Source organism: Actinophytocola oryzae (assembly GCF_004364325.1).
In the GTDB taxonomy this organism is placed as follows: Bacteria; Actinomycetota; Actinomycetes; order Mycobacteriales; family Pseudonocardiaceae; genus Actinophytocola; species Actinophytocola oryzae.
This window is the reverse complement of record NZ_SOCP01000003.1, coordinates 701,342-721,212: the sequence shown is the minus strand read 5'-3', so window position 1 is coordinate 721,212 and position 19,871 is coordinate 701,342. Positions and strand designations below refer to the sequence as shown.

Sequence of the window (19,871 nt, the reverse complement as noted above, 5' to 3'; positions counted from 1 at the left end):
GCAGGTGATGGCGGCCGTGGCAATGATCGGACGACGTTCTCGGCGCGTAGCCGCTGGGAACCCGGCCGAAGACCTGATCAAGTCCCTCTACGCCGAGCACGGCCGGAGCCTCCTGGACTACGCGACCAGGTTGACCGGCGACCGTGCGGCGGCAGAGGACGTCGTGCAGGAGACCTTGCTGCGGGCGTGGAAACACGCGGACGCGCTGCGCTCAGGTGTCGGCTCGGTTCGCGGGTGGCTGCTGACGGTGGCCCGCAACCTCGTCACCGACCGGGCCAGGGCCCGTGCGGTGCGGCCGATGGAGGTCAACCAGCCGGTCGACGTCCCAGCCGCACAGCGTGACCACGCGGACACGGTGGTCGACACGATGACCGTGATGGGCGCTCTCGACGGCCTGTCAGCCGAGCACCGGGCGGTGCTCGTCGAGCTCTACTACCGTGGCAGGACTGTCAACGAGACAGCCGCTGTGCTGGGCATCGCCCCCGGCACCGTGAAATCGAGGACATACCACGCGGTCCGCGCGCTGCGGGCACAGCTGGCGCAGTCCTTGGGTCAGTCGGGGGAGGTGCGGCGATGAGCGGACCAGCGCACGACCGGGCACAGCTCGGCGCGTACGCGATCGGCGCACTTGATCCGGCCGAGGCGCGGATGGTGCACGACCACCTCAACGGCTGCCGTGAGTGTCAGCGTGAGGTGCAGGAGCTCATGATGATCCGGCGGGCACTCGACCAGGTGCCGCCGGAGGCGTTCCTCGACGGACCACCCGAGCACGGCGACCTGCTGTTGCGGCGCACGCTGCGCAGGGTCGCCACCGAGACCGAGGCCGCGGCACCACCACGCAGGCGCATGACCGGCGTGTACGTCGCGGCTGCCGCGGCGGTGGTCGTGGCACTCGGCGGTGGCATCGTGCTCGGCAGGCAGACGGCGCCGACGGACAACGTGGCCGGACCGACGTTCACCGTCGCGACGACCCCGTCCAACGCCCGCATCGCCGACGCCACCGACTCGGAGACCGGCGCGACCATGAACGTCGCGCTGGAGCCGAAGAAGGGCTGGGTGTGGGTGGACGCCACGGCAACCGGCCTGCCGGAGGGAAAGCCGTGTGCGCTGTACGTCATCTCCAAAGAGGGTGACAAGGTGCTGGCAGGCACCTGGCAGGTCTCGGCGGAGGGTGCGAAGCGCAGCCGCCTGGCCGGCATGGCGCTCGTCTCGCCCGACGACGTCAAGGCCATCACCATCGAGACCATGGGTGCGAACGCCGAAGAGGTAGTAAGCGTTCCGATCTAGCCGTTCGCGGTGGGCCGTGTGCCCACCGCGTCAGGCTCTCTCTCCTCAGCGACCGGTCTTCGAGGCCGGTCCCAGCAGCGTGGCGTGGTCCCGCTGCCGTGCGCTCCGGTCCGTCTGACCGTGGAGCGCGTCCCGTTCGGCCTTCGCGTGTGCGGGCGGGCAGACGATGGTCACTTTCAGCCCGTATCGGGACATTACGACCAGGGGATATGGGCCTTCGTCGGTGCGTTCGACGCGGAGGTACTGTACGGAGCCGCCTGCCCGACGGGGGCCGCCGAGGCTCTCCGTCATGCGAACCTGGTTCGCATCCGCTACTGAACGCTACTGAACAGCCCGGGACCTGCGCTTTATCGGCTGGACCCCTGACGAACTTGATCGCCCGACCGGGTGATGTGACCCACGTCACATATCTACCGCTGAGTGAACTGAACGCGTGTGTCGTTATCAAACGTATATACCGGTAGCACCTGCAACGACGCGTGCCTGCAACAAAACGCTTGACGTAGCGTAATCGTTCTGATATCTACTGCAGAGGAGTTCATCCATGAGGATGCGTGGCTCTAGAGTTGCCGGGTTCGCTGTACTGGTAACTGTCTTCGGGCTCCTCCTCGGTGGCTGCCAGCTGCGCGAAGGTCCGAGCAGTGAGTACAGCGACTCCATGCCCGCGAAAACATTAACGTCACATATAGGGACGGAAAAGAACTGAAACGCGGGCGGTAACAAATCATGCGACGCAGATTTGTTCGATGGATCGCGGCCTCGTTCCTGGTGATCCTCGGTGCGGCGTGCCCAGCAGTGGGCTTCGCCGTGGCCAGCCAGGCGCAGCCCCAGGTGGTCCAACAGAGCGCACAACAACCACTGTCCAGCCTCGACCGCGAGTTCCTCAGGGTGATTCGGTTCGCCAACCTCTGGGAAATCCCGATGGGCAAGCTCGCCGTCGAACGCGGACAGACCGACAAGGTCCGCGCGGCCGGCAAGACGATCAACGCCGACCACACGAAGCTCGACGTGGCCATCAAGCAGCTGGCCGGCCAGTTCGGCGCGCAGCTGCCGGACAAGCCCTCCTCGTCGACGGCGAAGTGGATGGACGAGATCCGGGCCGCCTCCGACGACGACTTCGACAAGGTCTTCGCCGACCGCCTGCGTGCCGCACACGGCACGGTCTTCGGGCTGATCGCCGAGGTACGCGCCGGGACCCGCAACACGGTCATCCGCGACTTCGCGACGCAGGCCAACACGATCGTCATGCGGCACATGACCCTGCTGGAGGCCACGGGTGACGTGGACGCACAGCACGGCATGTTCGCCGAGGCCGGCGCACGGACCTACAACACCCCGGAGAACCACTTGTCAGGTGGAGACCTGATGCTCGCCGCCGTGGTGGCGGCCCTGATGATGGCGGCCACGATCGCCATCGTCCGCACCTTCAGCGCACACGGGACGGCGGAATGATCGACGTTGTCGTCGCACTGCCACAGCACGACATCGGCATTCGTGAGGTCGCGGCCCTCTCAGCGCGCCTGTCGTACGTCTTCATGTGCCTGACGCTCTGCTGGGGCGTGTTCACCTACACCGGCTGGATCCGCAGGCTGACCGGCCACCAGGCCATCCGCTCGGGCCACATGATCCTGGCGACGTTCACCATCGCGACCGGCTTCACCCACGCGATCGTGTTCCTCCTGCTCCGCGAGCAGGGGCTCGACCTCTTCGGCATCACGGTGCCCTTCGGCGGTCAGCTTCGTCACACCATGGGCATCCTCGGCCTCGAGCTGATGACCGCGATCCTCATCTCGACCGGCCTGCGGCGTTTCATCCGCTACCGGCGCTGGCTGCGGTTCCACCAGTTCGCCTACCCCGCGGTCGGCATGACGGTCGTGCACTCGTGGTTCGGCGCCATCCACAACGGACACCTCGGTCTGTTGTGGCTCGGCGGAATCACGGTGCTGACACCGGCGGTCACACTGACTATCCTTCGGTTCCTACCGCCGAGGATCCTGACTCGCGCCGGCCTGCTCGCTGGTGCGCCTGCCGCGGCCGAGACCCAGCTGGCGGTAGCCACACCGCCGCCACCCGGTCCGCGGATGGGCCGGAAGGTGCAGGTCAGCGTGGACAACCAGCGGTGCAAGCGGTACGGGATCTGCCAGGCAGAGTCGCCACAACTGTTCCAACTCATGGAAGACGGACGGCTGCGCTACGTCCGTGACCCCGACACGGCGAGCCGCGCACAGGCGCAGGCGGCAGCCCGGTCCTGCCCGATGCAGGCAATCCAGTTGCAGGAGGTACGTGCCCGATGAACCGGGACGAACGGATCGTTGTCGTCGGCGGCGGGCTCACGGGCCTGCGGGCGGCGGAACGGCTCCGCGAGCTCAAGTTCGAGGGGGACATCACCATCCTCGGCGACGAGAAGCTGCCGCCCTACCATCGACCAGCACTGTCGAAGCAGCTTCTCAAAGGTGAGCTGAGATCCAGCGATCTGACGCTTCCCGCCTACGAGGACCTCAACGCACGCTGGCGGTTCGGCACCCAGGTCCGCCAGCTGATCCCGAACAAGAAGACCCTGGTACTGCCCGGTGGCGAGGAGATGACCTACGACGGTCTGATCATCGCCACCGGTGTCGAGGCGACCCGCCAGAGCGGGGTGCCCTACCACGACCCGCGCGTGCTCGTGCTGCGGACGATGTCCGACGGCAAGGACCTCGAGCGGGTCATCGGCTCGACCAAGGGCCGCGTCGCGGTGATCGGTGGTGGGTTCACCGGCTGCGAGCTGGCGGCGAGCCTGCGGCACCTGTCCCGCGAGGTGACCCTCATCGGCCGGGGCAAGAACCTCCTCGGCAACGTGCTCGGCCCCGACCTCGGCGAGTGGCTGACCAACACCCACCGCGAGCACGGCGTCGACCTGGCGCTCGGCAACTCGGTCGAGCAGTGGTCGCCGGGCGCCGAGGGCATCACCCTCAAGCTCACCGACGGCAGCAGCCTGCTCGTGTCCTGCGTGATCCTCGCCGCGGGCACCAAGCCGATGACCCACTGGTTACGCGGCTCCGGGCTGCCCCTGGACAACGGCGTCGTGTGCGAGCCGACCTGTCACGTGGTCGGCGCCGAGGACGTCGTGGCCGCCGGTGACGTAGCCCAGTGGCCGAACCTGCGTTTCGACAACGTCCCCCGCCGCGTCGAGCACTGGCTCAACGCGGTCGAGATGGGCCGCGCCGCCGCCGAGAACCTGCTGGCAGGCCGAGCCGCCGCGCAGCCGTTCACGCCGATGCCGCGCTTCTGGACCGACCAGTACAGCTTCCGCATCCAGGCCGCGGGCATGCTCAAGCTGGGCAAGGACATCGTCAAGCTCGGCACCCCCGACGAGGGCACCGGCACCGTCTACGGCTTCTCGCAGGAGGGCCGGCTCATGGGCGTGGTCGGCGTCGACTGCCCCTCGGCGATGATCGCGTGGGCCGAGAGCGTCAGCAGGCAGAACCCCGAGCCGCGCCGCAGCGTGGACGCCGAGGCACCGGCCCGTCCGCTCGTCACCGCCAGTTCCGGCGCCACGAGCGGGTCCTTCTCGAAGAAGAAGCTGCCGGGCAAGCACTCCGCACCGCCGCAGGGCAAGCAGTTCCAGCGCGAGGAGCGCCAGGAGCACGAGATCGGCTTCGTCGAGCAGCCCCCGCCCCCGGTGCCCGTCGAGATCAGCGGTCCGATCGGCGTCGGTGCCGGGTACGTGCCCGGCGGCGGCCGACCGAAGACCGTCGTCGACTCGTTCAGCCGCATGCTCCCCGTCGCGGTCCGCCCCCCGAACGCGACCCCGCCGCCGAACGGGCGCGGCCCCGTGCCCATCGGCGGGCGCACGCTTCCCGTCGCCGGTGGCACCCCGGTCCACGTGTCCGGCCCGCTGAGCCGCCCGTCGACCAGCGGCCCGTTCCCCATCCCGCCTGCCGTGCCGCGTACCCCGATCAACGCGTTCGGCGAGGGCGTGTCCGGCAGCGGCACCTTCCCCGCCGTCAACGGCCACACCCCTAACGGCAGGGCCCACAACGGCGCACCCGCGACCTCGTTCGGCGCCCCGCCCCCGAACGGCCGTCCCGCGCTCGGCCCGGCCACCGGCCACACGCCGCCCGCCCACGACCCCCTACCCCGGATGCCGGAGTTCACAGCCGCCGAGATGACCGACGTGCGTGGCATCCCCGAGCCGCTCGCCGGGCGTGTCGGCAAGGACTCCGGGATGGCCATCGACATTACCGGCCAGATGGCGTTGCTCGACGCCAACGGGCACGTGCGGACGCCGGACTTCTCCGACGTGCCGCCACGCGGTCCCGCCGACTCCTTCGGCGCGATGCCGCCGGTGACCCGCGGCCCTGCCGACTCCTTCAGCAGCATGCCGCCGATCCGGCGGGGCGCGAACGGCACGCCGGTCGCGCGTGGTCCCGAGGACTCGTTCGGCCGCATGCCCGCCGCACGCGGACCGCAGGACTCGTTCCGCGCGCTGCCAGCGGTTCGTGGGCCGGAGGCTTCCTCCCCGGGCATGCCGCCCGCCCGTCGTGCGGAGGCGTCGTCGGCCGGGATGCCCCCGGCGCGTCGTGCCGAGGCTTCCTCCTCGGGTATGCCGCCCGCGCGCCGCGCTGAGGCGTCGTCCGCGGGCATGCCACCCGCTCGTGGCGCGGCAGAGGCGTCGTTCCGTGCGCTGCCGCCCGCACGCGGTCCCGAGCTGTCCTCCGGCGGGATGCCGCCTGCCCGTCGTGCGGAGGCGTCGTCGGCCGGGATGCCCCCGGCTCGCCGCGCCGAGGCCTCGTCGGCCGGGATGCCGCCTGCCCGTCGCGCCGAGGCGTCGTCCGCGGGCATGCCCCCTGCTCGTCGTGCCGAGGCGTCGTCGCCTGCCATGCCGCCAGCGCGTCGCACCAACGGCGCGCCGCAGGACTCCTTCAGCCGGTTGCCCGCCGTGCGTCCCGAGGCGTCGTCTGGCGGCATGCCGCCCGCTCGTCGCACCAACGGCGCACGCGGTCCCAAGGACCCGTTCCCCGCGTTGCCGCCGTCGAGGCCGTCCGAGGACTCGTTCGACACGATGATCTCCGAGCCGAGCCTCGTCTCGGAGGACTCGTTCGCGACGATGATCTCCGAGCCCGGTCTCGGTGCGTCGGACTCGTTCTCGAACCTGCCCGCGGTGAGCCGCACGAACGGCGCCGCCACGAACGGCCGGTCGCGGCGTGCCGCGGACGACTCGTTCGACACCGTGGTGAAGCCCGTCTCCGACGACCGCCGTGCGGCGCACCGCGCCGAGGACCTCACGCCCGAGTTCGGCCGCCCGCCGGCACGGCGGCGCCGCGACGCGGACCCCGCCCTGAGCAGTGTCCGGCTCGTGCCCGCGATGTCCAGCGTGGACGACTCGCTCGAGATGCCCCCGGTCCGCATGCCCAAGCACGGCAGGCCCGAGGACTACGGCGTCCCCTCGGCGCGAGGTGGCCCCGAGGACTCCTACGACCAGATCCCGGCGGTCGAGCGTCCCCGAGCCGCCGGAGGCCGCAGGCGCGCCCGCGCCTGACCCGTTAGGCCGAAAGAACAAGCGACACGGCCGCGTGTCTGACCCATCCTCTGTGGTCAGGCGCGCGGCCGTTCTCGTGTGGACTTTCCGGATGGGTGAACCGGCGTCGATCATGACTACGATCTGTTACTGCGCGTCATTCTCGTCACCATTTGGGAGGTACCGCTAACGAGGTGATCAGTGGCAAAGTTGCACACTGCACACAACAAACCGGGAGTTCGCGTTGGTCTGTGACGAAAAATCGAGGGCCGTCCAGTGAGCATCGCAACCGGGACTACGAGCTATTTCACCACTTCGCAGCACGACCGCCTGAGAGCTCAGGTGCGCGACTTCGCCGAGTCCAAGGTGGCGCCCCGCGTCACCGAGATGGAGGAGAGCAAGTCCGTCCACCTGGAGCTTTCCCGACTCATCGCACAACAGGGCTGGCTCGGGGTCACCGTGGACCCGAGATACGGCGGTATGGGCCTGGGGCACCTCGCGAAGACCGTGATCATCGAGGAGCTGTCGCGGGTCAGCGGCGCGATGGGCGCGATGGTGCAGGCATCCCAGCTCGGCGTCGCCAAGATAGTCCACTTCGGTAGCACGGAACAGAAAAGACACTGGTTACCCGCGGTCTGCGACGGCAGGTGCATGCCGACGATCGCGGTTACCGAGCCGGAGTCCGGTGGACACGTACTGGGAATGTCCGCAACCGCCGAACGGGTGGCAGGCGGATATGTGCTCAACGGCCGGAAAGTGTTCGTCGGCAACAGCCACGTCGGCGACCTGCACGGCGTCGTGGTCCGGACCGGCCCCGGTTCCCGTGGCCTGTCGGCGTTCCTGGTCGAGTCGCACGCGCCGGGACTGTCGCTCGGACCGCACCAGCCCGCGATGGGCCTGCACGGCTTCAGCTTCGGCGAGCTGATCTTCGAGAACTGTTTCGTCCCGGCGGACAACCTGCTGGGTGCCGAGGGTGACGGGCTCGCCGTCGCGTACTCGTCGAGCATCCTCTACGGCAGACCGAACCTGACGGCCGTGGCGCTCGGCATCCACCAGGCCATCGTCGAGCACACCGTCGACTTCGCGCAGACGCACACCCGGTACGGGGAGCCCCTCTCGGAACTCCCCACCGTCAAGCAGAAACTGGGGCAGCTGCAGTCCCAGCTCATGACCGCGCGGCTCACCGCGTACCACGCCGCGCACCTGCTCGACGAGGGCATGCCGTGTGACGCGGACCTGATCAGCGCGAAGCTGACCAACGTGGAGTCCTCTTTGGACGCGGCACGCACCGCGATGGAGGTACACGCCGCGTACGGGCTCCACCCAGGCAACCACATCGAACGCTTCCTCCGCGACGCCAACCACATCTACGCCCCGGCAGGCACGTCCGACGTCCAGCGGCTTCGGCTCGCGGAGGTCGCGCTCGGCACCTACCGCGAACAGTGGTCGGCACGGTTCGCCGACCAGCTGCGCGTGGAGCAGGACTCGCCGCGCTGGTGGCGACGCTAGCTCCCATCGCACTGAAGGACTCCTTCCTGACGCCGAGCGTCAGGAAGGAGTCCTTCGTTTCGGCCGGTGTGCGAACAGTGCGGTCAGCCGAGGCCCTGCTCGCGGCGGTGGATGAGGTCCATGACCTCCTCGGCCATCGACTTGATCATCCCGAGGCCGGAGCGCCCCCAGTTGCTCTCCTCGGTGTTCACCACGCAGATCGTGCCGATCGCGGTGCCCGTGCGGTCGATCAGCGGCGCGCCCATGTAGGCCCGCACGCCGATCGAGTTCACCACGGGGTTGACCGCGAAGCGCGGGTAGGCGCACACGTCGTCGAGCACCAGTGCCTTGCGCCGCACCACGACGTGCGGGCAGTAGCCGTGCTCACGCGACATCGTCCTGCCCGGCGCGGCGTGCGACGCCGACGACGCCGCCTCCAGTGCGTCGGCCTTGGCGCTGTTCGGGCCGTACAGGCCGGCGAAGAACTGCTCCTCGTCGCCGATGAAGTTGACCATCGCGTACGGCGCGTTGGCCGCCGCGGCGAGCCGTGCGGCGAACTCGTCGAACGCCGGGTCCGGCCGGTCGCCCACCCCGAGCTGCGCGAGCTCGGCAAGGCGTGCCAACCGTGCTGGGATGTCCGGGTCGTGCGGGGCGGCCAACAGCCGCTGGTCGAGGATGTCACCGTTCACAGTGCACTCCGAATCATCTGGCTGGCTGCTCGCGATGAGGCCAGCACGGACTCGAGCAGGGTGATCAGCACCCGGCTCGAGGACTGGGACTTGCGGGCGTCGCAACGCACGAGCGGCACGTGCGGCTTCAGCGCGAGCGCCTGCCGCACCGCGGCGTCGTCGTAGTGGTAGCCGTCGTCGAACTCGTTGAGCGCCACCAGGAACCGGATGCCGCGGCGCTCGAAGAACTCGACGGCGCCGAAGCAGTCGGCGAGGCGTCGCGTGTCCGCGAGCACCACCGCGCCGATGGCACCGCGCGACAGCTCGTCCCACATGAACCAGAACCGGTCCTGGCCGGGCGTGCCGAACAGGTAGAGCACGAGGTTCTTCTCGCGGAAGGAAAGCCTGCCGAAGTCCATCGCCACCGTGGTGGTCGACTTCGCCTCGACACCGGCCACGCTGTCGGTGTCCACGCTCGCGGTGGTGAGCGTCTCCTCGGTGGTCAGCGGCTCGATCTCGCTGACCGAGGCGACGAACGTCGTCTTGCCGACCCCGAAGCCACCCGCGACGAGGATCTTGACCTGGATGGGGAAGAGCTCAGACATACTTTCGGAGACCATCAATCACCGCCTCCAGCACGGCGGGATCGTTCGAGTACTCGGTCGGGGTGAGCTTCGCGATCACGACGCCGAGCTCGATCAGGTCGGAGAGCACGACCTTGGTGACGGTGACCGGTCTGCGAAGCCGACCGGCCATCTCCGCGACCGACGTGGGTGTCTGGCACAGCGCCAACGCCTTCGCGTGTTCGAACCCCAGCTGGTTCGACGTGATCATGCCCTTCCCGGACGCGCGTACCAGCGACAGCAGGTCGAGCGGTGTGCTGGGCTGTGTCCGTCCGCTGGTCATGGCGTACGGCCGTACGCCGAACATGTCGTGGTCCTCGCCAGTGTTCTCGCCCGGACCAGTCATCGTCACCGAGTTCCATTGCCCTGGTGTGCATATCGGGTCGGTGTCACCAGGACGGCGGGCACCTGCGTGCACAACCGCTGCATCTCGTAGCTCAGGATCCCGGCGTCGACCTCGCGGGCGGCGAGGACGGCGAGCACACTGCCCGCACTGGCGGCCGTGACGAACAGGATGATCTCGTTGAGCTCGGTGATCACCTGCCGCACGCCGTCGGAGCCGTCGGCGGAGAACTTCTTGCCGACTTGGTTGGCGAGCGAGCACATGCTCGAGGCGAGTGCCGCGAGCCGGTCGGCGTTGTCGATATCGAGGCCGTACCAGTACTTCGGAATGCCGTCGACCGACAACAGCAACGCGCTGTGCGTGTCGGGTACGGCCTCAACCAGCCTGCGCAGCAGCCAGTTCAGGTCGTCGGCCATGAGTCTCCTCTGCTCTTCTTCGCGTTGTCCCGGTCGGCGAACCAGGTTTCCCGGCCCGCCTGGAAGGTCTTCATGAGGCTGGTGTTGTGGCCGGGTACCGGCCGGGTCGGTGCGGGCGGCTCGAGCAGCTCCTCACGCAGGTGGCTGCCTCGCCGCTGCGGAAGTGGCGGCGGCCCCTCGGTTTCCGGCTCCGGGGACATCGCCTCGCTGATCGCACCCCCCTTGCCGCCGCGCAGTTCGTCGTAGGAGCGGCCGGGCGCGCGAACCGGCAGAGCCGGGAGCTCGTCCTCGCTCTCGGCGCGACGGGCGGGCTGTGCCGGGCGGATCGGGCCGAGGCCGGGCACCGACGGCGGTGCCTGCACGGAGGCCGTGGGAATCGGCAGTGGCGCGGGCACCTGGATGGGACCGGAGTAGTCGCCGGGTGCCTGCGGGTTGGCGGAGACCGACGACCGCTCGGCTCCGGATCCCGATACGGATGCCCTGCCGGATTCCGCGGCCGAGTCGGTGGCCGCGCGGGTCGGGGCAACCGCTTGCCTCGTGGCCGACGGGGCCGCGATGGCCGGTTCCGTTGTCACACGGGTCCGTTCGGCCTGGTGCCCGTTCTCGGCGACGGCGGGGGTGAGCCGTCCAGACGTGTCCGTGCCCCGTGCCCGTGCGGCCGATTCCGTGCCGCGCCTGGAGGTCTCGTCCACGCCGCGCTTCGGGAGCGTCGTCTGGCGCTGGTACTCGCCGGTCGTGCGGTGGCGTGGCTCCCGCTCCGGCGTGCTGAGCAGCGGCGGCGGGATGACGACGGCCGCCGCGATGCCCCCGAAGATGTTGGACTGCAGGCGAACCCGGATGTTGTGCCGCCGCGCCAGCTCCCGCACGACGGCGAGGCCGATGCGGCCGTCCTCGAGCAGCTCGGACAGGTCGATGCGGGTCGAGCCGTCGAGCAGCTGGTTGATGCGCTCCAGGTCCTCGTGGCTCATGCCGAGCCCCCGGTCCTGCACCTCGATCGCGAGGCCCGCGGTGACCTTGTGCGCACGCACCTCGACCTTGGGGCCGTCCGGTGAGGTGAAGCGGGTCGCGTTCTCCAGCAGCTCGGCCAGCAGGTGGATGATCTCCGCGACCGCGTGGCCGTGGATCTCCACCTCCTCGACCGGCACGATCGCGATCTGGCGGTAGTGCTCTGCCTCGGACACCGCGGCGAGCAGCACGGCGTACACGCTGACCGGCTTGTTCGACCGGCGCTGTGGCGACTCGCCGCCAAGGACCGCGAGGTTCTCGCCCTGTCGCCGCGCGAGGGTGAAGAGGTGGTCGATCTCGTAGAGACCGTCGAGGAGCTCGGGGTCCTCGTTCTCCTGCTCCAGCTCGTCGATCCGTTTGATGGCACGGTTGATGAGCGACTGCAGGCGTCGCGCCAGCTTGACGAACACCTCGCGCCGCTGCCCGGGGTCGTCGGTGAGGGTGACCTGCGACTCGCCCGGCCGCGCCCACAACGGTGACGCCTCGATCCGCGACCCTTCCGGCCTCGGCGGTTCCGGGCGCGGTGGCTCCTGCCGGGGCGGCTCCTGTTGGAGCACCTCGGGTTGCGGTGCCACGTACTCCGGCCGCGGCACGGGTGCCGGTCTCGGCGGGGCGAGTGGCCGCTGTGCGGCCCTGGCCAGCGGCGTGAGCCGCCGGGTGGCCGACATGGCCGCCAGGAACGCCACGAGCACCGCGACAGCACAGCCCGCCACCACGGCGATCGAGACGCCGACGGCGTTCGAGTCCCGGGTGACCACCATCAGCACACCGGCCCCGCCACCGATCATGACCACGGTGAGCAGGAACAGGCCGATGTGCAGAAGTCTTGTCTGGAGGCGCTCTATGCCGTCCGCGTATTCGTTCCGTACGTCGTGCTCCACCCTGACTCCCCAGGGTGGGGTTGGCGCATCAGACATCGCGTCCTTCCGGTGGAGTGAGGACGGCAGGGAACGACGTCACCGTCCGGATGGCGGAGAGGATGCTACCGCAAACGTCCTAGTGCGACTTGCACATGAGGGCTCGAAATGATCTTGGCAGCTCAGCGCGGCGCCGTGACCTGCCGCAACAGAATCCGGAAGATTTCACGGTCCACAGTGGACGATTCGGCGGCGAGCCAACCGCCGACCTCCACCACGAACCGCTCCGGTGTGTGAGCGATCCCGTCGCCCACGGTGATCTCCCCTGCTCGGCTCGGGTAGATCAGCAGCACGCCGCGGAGCTCGACGTCCGGGAGAAGTGCCCGATACGCGGCGAGATGCTCCGGGAGGCGAAGCGTCCCGCCCCGGAAACGGTGCCCGTTGCGGAGGATCTCGCCGTCCTCGTCGACCTCGTAGTGGCCGGGTAGCCAGAGCTCGGACTGGACCAGCACGAGCCTGCGCCCGCACAGCACCGCGTGGTCCAGGTCGGCGAACACCGAGCCCTCCTCGGTGGCGAGCCCGTGGCAGACGCGGAGGCCGGGAATCCGTGCCAGGTAACGTTTGACCAGGTCGGCGGTGAGCCGCTCGGCCAGTTCGTCGTCCTCGGTGCCCGGTCGGCCGAACACCGTGCGGTCACCGAACTCCTCGGTGAACGCCCGGTCGATCCGTTGTGCCGCAAGGTGTCGCCGGCCGACCCCGACGGTGGCGGCCACTCCGGACAGCAATACGAGGATGACGACCAACGGCGGTGCGCCGACGAGCGCGAGCAGCAGCACGAGCGCTGCCGCGCAGCCGGCCGTCCCGAGCGCGACGGCCTGGCCCGGCCCGGTGACCGGCACCAACGTGACCCGGCGCTCCTCGCGAACCTCGTCCCACCACGGGATGGTGTCCGGCCGGAGCACCGGCACCGTCGGCTCGTGCGGTGTGCTCGGGCGGGCCTTCCTCGGCCGTGCCGGGAAGTCGCGGTCCGTGTCGCGGTGGTTTCGGTGACGGTCACGGGCTTCGGAAGTTTCGGCCCGGTCGTACTGCCCGCGGCGTTCGGGGTCGGTGAGGGTCTCGTAGGCCTCGCGGAGGAGCCGGAACGCGCCCGCGGTGCCGCCCGTGTCCGGGTGCATGGCCTTGGCGAGCGCGCGGTAGGCGGATCTGATCTCGTCAGGAGACGCCTCGCGTGTCACACCCAGTAGCTCGTAGTAGTCGATCCCGCGCACCAACACCGCCGTTCTCCCATGCCGCGCCGTGACAGGTTAGGGCGTCGGTCGGGAACATCGCGCGCTGCCCGCGACTTGACACTGGTGTAGGACCGTTCACGAGAGGTGCACAAATGTCCCGCGAGATCAAGACGCCTGGCCCCGACCACCCGATCACCGTCGAGAAGCACCCGGCGCGGGTCGTGGTCCGGGTGGGTGACCAGGTCGTCGCCGACACCACCGCCGCGCTGGCGCTGCGTGAGGCGGACTACCCGGTCGTGCCCTACATCCCGCTCGCCGATGTCGACCAGGCGCTGCTGAAGGACTCCGACACGACCACGTACTGTCCCTTCAAGGGTGACGCTTCGTACTACTCGCTGGTCACGGGCGCGGGTGAGGTCACGGACGCGATCTGGACCTACCGCGAGCCGTACCCGGCGGTGGCCGACATCGCAGGTCACGTCGCCTTCTACGCCAACAAGGTGACCATCGGCGAGGAGTGACGACGAACCTCCCATCGCGGTTGAGTTCGCACCTTCGGGGGTAATCCGAAAGTGCGAACTCGGCGGTGGGAGGTAGTCATGTCCGATCGGACGCTCAGTCCACTGTGGAGGATCGGCCGCGTGGTGGCGGTCGTGCTGGTGGTCATCGTGGCGTTGCTGTGGCTGGTCAGCAAGGTGCCCAACCTGAATCCGTTCTCCACGGAGACCAAGGACCGCAGCGGCCCCGCGCTGCTGCAGTCGGTGCGCGACCTGAGCCAGTACCACGGCGCGGAGGGCGACTTCCAGGTGATCGTGGACCTGGAACACGACGTCGCCTGGGTGCCGGACTCCATCGCCGGTAGTCACACGTTGTTCGTGGCGCGCGGCACGGTGAGCGCCTACATCGACCTCGGGACGCTGTCCGACAAGGCGCTGACGGTCGACGAGGAGAAGAAGACCGTGCAGGTCAGGCTCCCCGAGCCAAAGCTGGCGAAGACGAACCTCGACCAGGAGCACACGTACGTGTACGCGCAGGACCGCGGCGTGTGGGATGCGGTCTCCTCGTTGTTCAACCCGCCCGACCAGCGCGAACTGTACGTCCTGGCGGAGAAGAAGATCGGCGACGCCGCGAAGGAGGCCGGTCTGACCAAGCGGGCGGAGCGCAACCTCCAGCAGATGCTGACCGGCATGTTCACGTCGCTGGGCTACAAGGCGGAGTTCCCGGAGGCGGACACGGCGTAGTGCGTCTCACCCGTTCGTGAGTCGCGTGATGACTCCCGGACGGCGCAGCGCGGACTGGAACGCGGCGCGGCGTTCGTCGGCGGAGGCGCCTTCGAGGTCGTCGTCGAACAGGTCCGCCAGCGCACCCCACAGCGCCGCGCGGTGCGCACAGAGCCTGCGCACCGCGCGAGGCGACCCGAGGTCCCCGTCCAGGCCCGCGAGAAGCGCCGAACCGGTGATCCTCATGCCCCCGACCGCACCGTGGGCGTTGGCGCACCTGTCGGTCCCGCCGTGCCGGTCGAGCTGGTGCAGCGTGCGGGCGAGATGGGTCATCCGCGAGTTGCAGAAGGCGATGTACTCCTCCGCGATCTCGTTGATCGTGTGGCTGGGGTTGGTCCAGCCCGCGCGCCGCAGCCGCAGTGCGTCCTCGCCGAGCGCGTTGGCGTAGGTGGAGTACAGCCGTTCCTGCGTGAAGGCCGGCAGGCCGAACTCCACGGCGAGGAACCGTGCCGCCTTCTGGCGCGTCCGCCAGTCGCGATGGCTCACGGCCAGCCGCACGATCTGCCGCCAGGCCCGTTCCTCGAGGGTGTACCAGGGTGTCGGGCCAGGTCCGGCCGCCGGTGCCTCGGCGCACCGGCCCCTGGCGAACCAGGTCGCGCGCATCTCGCGTGCGATGCCGGAGATCAGCTGCATCTGGTAGGAGACCAGCTCCCACACGTGCGTTCGCCGAGGGCGCAACGGCACCTGCCGTGCCGGTGAGAACGTGATCATCTCGAAGTTCTGGAACTCCGGGGTGCCCCGGATGGCGACGAGATCCGGGTCCTCGTACAGCAGCCACGGCCGGCGTAGCGCGAGGTAGCCGCTGTGGCTGCCTGCCGCCGCGCGGTACAGGTGGCTGATGGCGAGCTTGCGCATGCCGGTCTCGGACTCACCCGCGTGCTGCCGTGCCGACAGGAGGGCGACCGCGCAGATGCAGGCCACGTTGTAGTGCTCGTGCCAGATCGCGCGGCCGAGCCGGGGGACCACCGTGCTGATCGACTGCCGCAGCCGCTTCTCCGACACCGGCCACTCGGCGAGCAGCCCGGTGAGCGAGCGGGGTTCGCGTGCGTGCTGCCAGACCGGCTGGTATCCGACGGGCTCGCCTGCCTCCGCCTGCGCCATGGCCCTGCGTAGCACGGCCCAGATCAGTGACGTCCGCAGGCCGCGCATGGTGACCAGCTCGACGGAACTCGTCCTTGCCAGACGGCGGATCCGCCAGGAGAGACCGGGGTAGTCGTCGATCAGGCGCTCGAACTCGTACTGCCCGAGCGTGCACAGGAACAGGCGCAGCGCCGCCGCCCTGGCCTCCGCCTCCTTCCTCGGCAGGTCGCCTGCCCACTCGCCGGACAGGATCCCGCTGTCCGGACGGGGCACGTGACCCTCCCGGATGGCGGTGACGTCGCGGGCGTACCGGTCCAGCCTGCGCGCGGCCAGTGCGCGGAGGTAGCCCCGTTGGCGCTGCCGGGCGTCCCAGTGCTGGTCGTGCCCGCACTCGTTGTGCCGCAGCCACCACTGCTGGGCGATGAGGTCGCCGTGGCCGAGCATCATGGCGTGGCGGTACCTCGCGACCATCAGGGCGACGTTGCGGTGCCGCTGGGCGCGTGACCGCTCCTCGCCGAAGTCGGGACCGTTCCACCAGCCCGCCAGTGCCTCGTCGCCCCGGCTGCAGATCGTGATGACGTCGTCGTAGGTGACCAGCGCGTCCAGGTGCATGCTCAGGCGTTCCTGCAGCTGGGCGATCTCCAGCCTGATGTAGACGTTCGTGGGGTCGTGGCGCAGCGCACGGTAGAACTCGGCTAGTGCCTGGTCGAACCGGCGGGCGGTCTGGAACTGGTGTGCGCGCTGGTAGGCGTCGAACAGGTCGGTGGGGAAGGCGTAACCCCACCAGTCCGCCCACTGTGGACGCTTCTTGCAGATCTTGCTGCGTGGGAAGATCTGTGCCGCCACCGAGTTCGCGGCGTGTTCCAGCACGCGGTCCCAGCTGTCGTCCTCGATCACCAGTGGTGTGGCGGCGAAGCGGGGCAGGCGGGTCAGCTCGACGACGAGCCTCGGCCGGTCGGCCGCGACCACCGTGCCGGTGACGCGGTACGCGGCGGGTGCCCGCAGCAGCCGCAACGTTCGCATGATGACCCGCCACCACCCGGTCGGCGCCGCCTCACCGGCACTCTCCACCACCTGGAGGAAGTCGTAGGAGGCCGCGGCGCCCGGCAGCGCGGTCGGGCTGTAGATCCGGGAGTCGGTCAGCTTGCGGGTGAACGTCGCGGTCAGCTCTCGGGCCGACGGGGTCGGGCCCGCGCGTCCGTCGGCGAACTCGGCGACGTCGACGTGCAGTCCACGCAACGCGTTGCCCTCGAGGCGGGCGCGGCCGTAGGAGTACATGGCGAGCAGCAGTGAGAGCACCAACAGCGCGGGTTGCAGCACGACCCAGGTGACCGTCGTGGACACCGTCGCCGGTGCGGGCTGTCCCCTGGTCGCCAGCACGTACGGGCCGCCGATCAGGCCGGCGCAGGCCAGTACGGACAACAGGAAGGCGAACCACCACGACCACGGACGTGCCTTGGGCAGCACCGCCGCGCTCGCGTGGGACGCCGGGTCACCGGTTCTGGGCATGATCCCCCTTCGGTTCCGCCGTCGGTGCGTGACGGCGTCCCGTTAGCGGTTGTCCATGTTTTGTCCAGCGGGTTAACGTGATCGGGTGGACAGTGAGGTCTCCCGCAGGGTCCTGCTCGTCGGCGCCGGTGTCTCCGCTCTGTTGTCGGCGACCGGCGGCACGTCCGCCGCGGCGCCCGGTGGACTCCGCTACCACCACCCGGTGCCACGCGCGCCGGGTGAGGTGCGCAGCGACATCTGTGTCTACGGCGGCACTTCGGCCGGTGTGACGGCCGCGGTGCGGGCCGCGCGACACGGTCGGTCGGTGGTGCTCGTGGCGTTCGGCAGGCACCTCGGCGGCCTGACGTCCTCCGGGCTCGGTGCTACCGACGCCGGGCGCGCCGACGCGATCGGTGGCCTGTCACGGGAGTTCTACCGCCGGGTGGGCGCGCACTACGGCAGCACGGAGTCGTTCGCGTTCGAGCCGCACGTCGCGGAGGCCGTGTTCGACGCGTGGGTGGCCGAGGAGGGCGTCGGCGTCCACCGCGAGCACCCACTGTCCACAGTGGATATCACAGGGGGTCGCATCACGGCCCTGCGCACCGAGAACGGCACGGTGTTCCGCGCGGGCGTCTACGTCGACGCCAGCTACGAGGGCGACCTCATGGCAGCCGCGGGCGTCACCAACACGGTAGGCCGCGAGGGCAACGCGACCTACGGCGAGACGCTCAACGGCGCGCAGTTCCGTACCGGACACCAGTTCCAGCGCGTGATCGACCCCTACCGCACACCGGGCGACCCGGCGAGCGGCCTGCTGCCCGGCGTCCAACCCGACGCACCCGGCACGCCGGGACAGGGCGACCACCGAATCCAGGCGTTCAACTTCCGCGTGTGCCTCACGAAGGCGGCCGACCGCCGCTCGTTCCCGCGCCCGCCCGGCTACGACCCCGCCCGCTACGAGCTGCTCCGCCGCTACCTCGCGGCCGGGGTGTGGGATGCCATGCGGCTCAACACCCCCATGCCGAACGGCAAGACCGACCTCAACAACAACGGCGCGGTGAGCACGGACAACATCGGCCGCAACTACGACTGGCCGGCGGGCGACTACGCGACGCGGGAACGGATCTTCCAGGACCATGTCACCTACCAGCAGGGCATGCTGTACTACCTGGCCAACGATCCCGCTGTGCCGCAGGCGATCCGTGCCGAGGTGAGCGCGTGGGGCCTGCCGGCGGACGAGTTCCCGGAGACCGGCGGCTGGCCACATGAGCTGTACATCCGCGAGGGCCGCCGGATGGTCGGCGACTACGTGGTCACCGAGCACGACTGCCGAGGCGCCCGCGTCGCGTCGGACCCGGTCGGGTTGGCCTCGTACAACATGGACTCGCACAACTGCGCCCGCGTGGTCGTCAACGGCGCGGCCCGCAACGAGGGCGACGTGCAGGTGGCGCCCGCCGGTCCGTACGGCATCTCCTACCGGGCCATCGTGCCCGCACGTGGCGAGTGCGCGAACCTGGTCGTGCCGGTGGCGTTGTCCGCGTCGCACATCGCCTTCGGGTCGGTGCGGATGGAGCCGGTGTTCATGCTGCTCGGGCATGCGGCGGCGAGCGCGGCGCACCTGGCGCTCGAGTCCGGCGCGGCCGTGCAGGATGTCGACTACCCGGCGCTGCGGCGGGGCCTTCTCGCGGACGGCATGGTCCTGACCTGGCCGCCGGGCAGCGGCCCCGTGACGCTGGACGCACCGGCCGCGCCCGCGCCGGGAACGCCCTTCCCCGTCACGGCCACGGTGGCCAACCGGGAGGGCGTGCCGGTCACGAACGTGTCCCTGGCGTTGACCCTCCCGACGAACTGGACGGCGACACCCGGACCACGCACCACCCCGACGCTCGGCGCGGGGGAGGCGTTCGCCGGCAACTGGATGGTGACCGCTGCCCTCCCGCCGGACCTGCTGGCAAGGGCATCCCTGGCCGCGACGGCCACGTACACGGTCGCGGGCGCGGAGGTGAGGTCAACCGCGACCAGGACGGTGGCCGTGGCCGAACCGGTCGGCGCGCCCCTGGTCACGGCGAAGACGACCGAGGCGTACTTCGGCCAGCGCGGCACCCGGCTCGCGATCCTCGCGGGCGGCCGGGACCTGTGGACGGGCATCGACGAGTACGGCGCGATCCTGCGTCGGGCGGTGACGTCCACGTCGGCCGAGATGACGCTCGTGTCCCAGGACGCGACCGACCCGAACGCCCGAGCGGGCATCGTCTTCCGCAACGCGGACGGGACGGGTTACGTGGCGCTCGTCGCGAAGCCGGGCAACGGTTTCCTGCTGCTGTGGGACGCGGACCGGGACGGCACGCTGGACTCGGTCGCACGACTCGAGCAGCCGACCACCTACCCCGCCCGGCTGCGGCTGGGCAAGGCAGGCAGCCGCTTCACCGGCGCGGTCAGCCTCGGCGGTGGCACGACGTGGCGCCAGGTGGGCGCGGCCGACGTCCCGTCCGCCAGCGCCACCCAGGACGTCGGCATCGTGGTCTGCGCACACTCGACCACACTGGGCCGCGCCGTGTTCGACGGCCTCGCGATGCGCTGAAGGACGCAGTGCACGCCCGGGAACGC

The 19,871-nt window shown here is 69.9% G+C and carries 16 protein-coding genes; 9 read left to right on the top strand and 7 right to left on the bottom strand.

The window, feature by feature from the left end:
* Positions 1–7 precede the first annotated feature (7 nt).
* The 6 genes from CLV71_RS10685 to CLV71_RS10660 all read left to right on the top strand — a co-directional run bounded on the left by CLV71_RS10685 (position 8) and on the right by CLV71_RS10660 (position 8,296).
* On the top strand, positions 8–577 hold the full coding sequence (locus CLV71_RS10685) for a sigma-70 family RNA polymerase sigma factor (protein ID WP_133902469.1): 570 nt from the start codon (positions 8–10) through the stop codon (positions 575–577).
* A complete protein-coding gene (locus tag CLV71_RS10680) occupies positions 574–1,287 on the top strand; it encodes an anti-sigma factor (protein ID WP_133902468.1) in 714 nt (237 codons plus the stop codon). The genes CLV71_RS10685 and CLV71_RS10680 overlap by 4 nt, the downstream gene beginning before the upstream one ends.
* A 726-nt stretch (positions 1,288–2,013) precedes the next feature.
* On the top strand, positions 2,014–2,739 hold the full coding sequence (locus CLV71_RS10675) for a DUF4142 domain-containing protein (protein ID WP_133902467.1): 726 nt from the start codon (positions 2,014–2,016) through the stop codon (positions 2,737–2,739).
* Positions 2,736–3,581, top strand: coding sequence for a 4Fe-4S domain-containing protein (locus tag CLV71_RS10670; RefSeq protein WP_166664030.1), 846 nt, complete (start codon positions 2,736–2,738; stop codon positions 3,579–3,581). Before CLV71_RS10675 ends, CLV71_RS10670 begins: the two co-directional genes overlap by 4 nt.
* Positions 3,578–6,808 carry an NAD(P)/FAD-dependent oxidoreductase gene (locus CLV71_RS10665; RefSeq protein WP_133902466.1) on the top strand — a complete coding sequence of 1,077 codons (3,231 nt, stop codon included), beginning with the start codon at positions 3,578–3,580 and terminating at the stop codon, positions 6,806–6,808. Before CLV71_RS10670 ends, CLV71_RS10665 begins: the two co-directional genes overlap by 4 nt.
* A gap of 255 nt (positions 6,809–7,063) precedes the next feature.
* Positions 7,064–8,296, top strand: a complete 1,233-nt coding sequence (locus CLV71_RS10660; protein WP_279588724.1) for an acyl-CoA dehydrogenase family protein — start codon at positions 7,064–7,066, stop codon at positions 8,294–8,296.
* Between the two features lie 83 nt (positions 8,297–8,379).
* On the opposite strand, the gene CLV71_RS10655 is transcribed toward CLV71_RS10660, so the two are convergent.
* From CLV71_RS10655 to CLV71_RS10630, 6 genes are all read right to left on the bottom strand, one after another.
* Positions 8,380–8,964 carry a GAF domain-containing protein gene (locus CLV71_RS10655; protein WP_133902465.1) on the bottom strand — a complete coding sequence of 195 codons (585 nt, stop codon included), beginning with the start codon at positions 8,962–8,964 and terminating at the stop codon, positions 8,380–8,382.
* Entirely contained in the window at positions 8,961–9,548 is a 588-nt protein-coding gene (locus CLV71_RS10650) for a GTP-binding protein (RefSeq protein WP_243866343.1), read from the bottom strand. Before CLV71_RS10650 ends, CLV71_RS10655 begins: the two co-directional genes overlap by 4 nt.
* Positions 9,541–9,873, bottom strand: a complete 333-nt coding sequence (locus CLV71_RS10645) for a DUF742 domain-containing protein (protein WP_243866341.1) — start codon at positions 9,871–9,873, stop codon at positions 9,541–9,543. Before CLV71_RS10645 ends, CLV71_RS10650 begins: the two co-directional genes overlap by 8 nt.
* Before the next feature lie 41 nt (positions 9,874–9,914).
* Positions 9,915–10,325, bottom strand: coding sequence for a roadblock/LC7 domain-containing protein (locus tag CLV71_RS10640; RefSeq protein ID WP_133902463.1), 411 nt, complete (start codon positions 10,323–10,325; stop codon positions 9,915–9,917).
* Positions 10,310–12,211 carry an ATP-binding protein gene (locus CLV71_RS10635; protein ID WP_133902462.1) on the bottom strand — a complete coding sequence of 634 codons (1,902 nt, stop codon included), beginning with the start codon at positions 12,209–12,211 and terminating at the stop codon, positions 10,310–10,312. Before CLV71_RS10635 ends, CLV71_RS10640 begins: the two co-directional genes overlap by 16 nt.
* Before the next feature lie 158 nt (positions 12,212–12,369).
* Positions 12,370–13,461, bottom strand: a complete 1,092-nt coding sequence (locus tag CLV71_RS10630; RefSeq protein WP_341771509.1) for a J domain-containing protein — start codon at positions 13,459–13,461, stop codon at positions 12,370–12,372.
* A gap of 107 nt (positions 13,462–13,568) precedes the next feature.
* Here CLV71_RS10630 and CLV71_RS10625 point away from each other — a divergent pair, with 107 nt between their 5' ends.
* Together CLV71_RS10625 and CLV71_RS10620 are read left to right on the top strand one after the other, a co-directional pair.
* A complete protein-coding gene (locus tag CLV71_RS10625; RefSeq protein ID WP_133902461.1) occupies positions 13,569–13,937 on the top strand; it encodes a DUF427 domain-containing protein in 369 nt (122 codons plus the stop codon).
* Between the two features lie 78 nt (positions 13,938–14,015).
* A complete protein-coding gene (locus CLV71_RS10620) occupies positions 14,016–14,657 on the top strand; it encodes a DUF4230 domain-containing protein (protein ID WP_133902460.1) in 642 nt (213 codons plus the stop codon).
* Positions 14,658–14,663: 6 nt separating this feature from the next.
* On the opposite strand, the gene CLV71_RS10615 is transcribed toward CLV71_RS10620, so the two are convergent.
* Positions 14,664–17,285 carry a hypothetical protein gene (locus tag CLV71_RS10615; protein WP_133902459.1) on the bottom strand — a complete coding sequence of 874 codons (2,622 nt, stop codon included), beginning with the start codon at positions 17,283–17,285 and terminating at the stop codon, positions 14,664–14,666.
* An 85-nt stretch (positions 17,286–17,370) separates the two neighbouring features.
* Here CLV71_RS10615 and CLV71_RS10610 point away from each other — a divergent pair, with 85 nt between their 5' ends.
* Entirely contained in the window at positions 17,371–19,845 is a 2,475-nt protein-coding gene (locus tag CLV71_RS10610) for an FAD-dependent oxidoreductase (RefSeq protein ID WP_208297495.1), read from the top strand.
* The last annotated feature ends 26 nt before the right edge of the window (positions 19,846–19,871 follow it).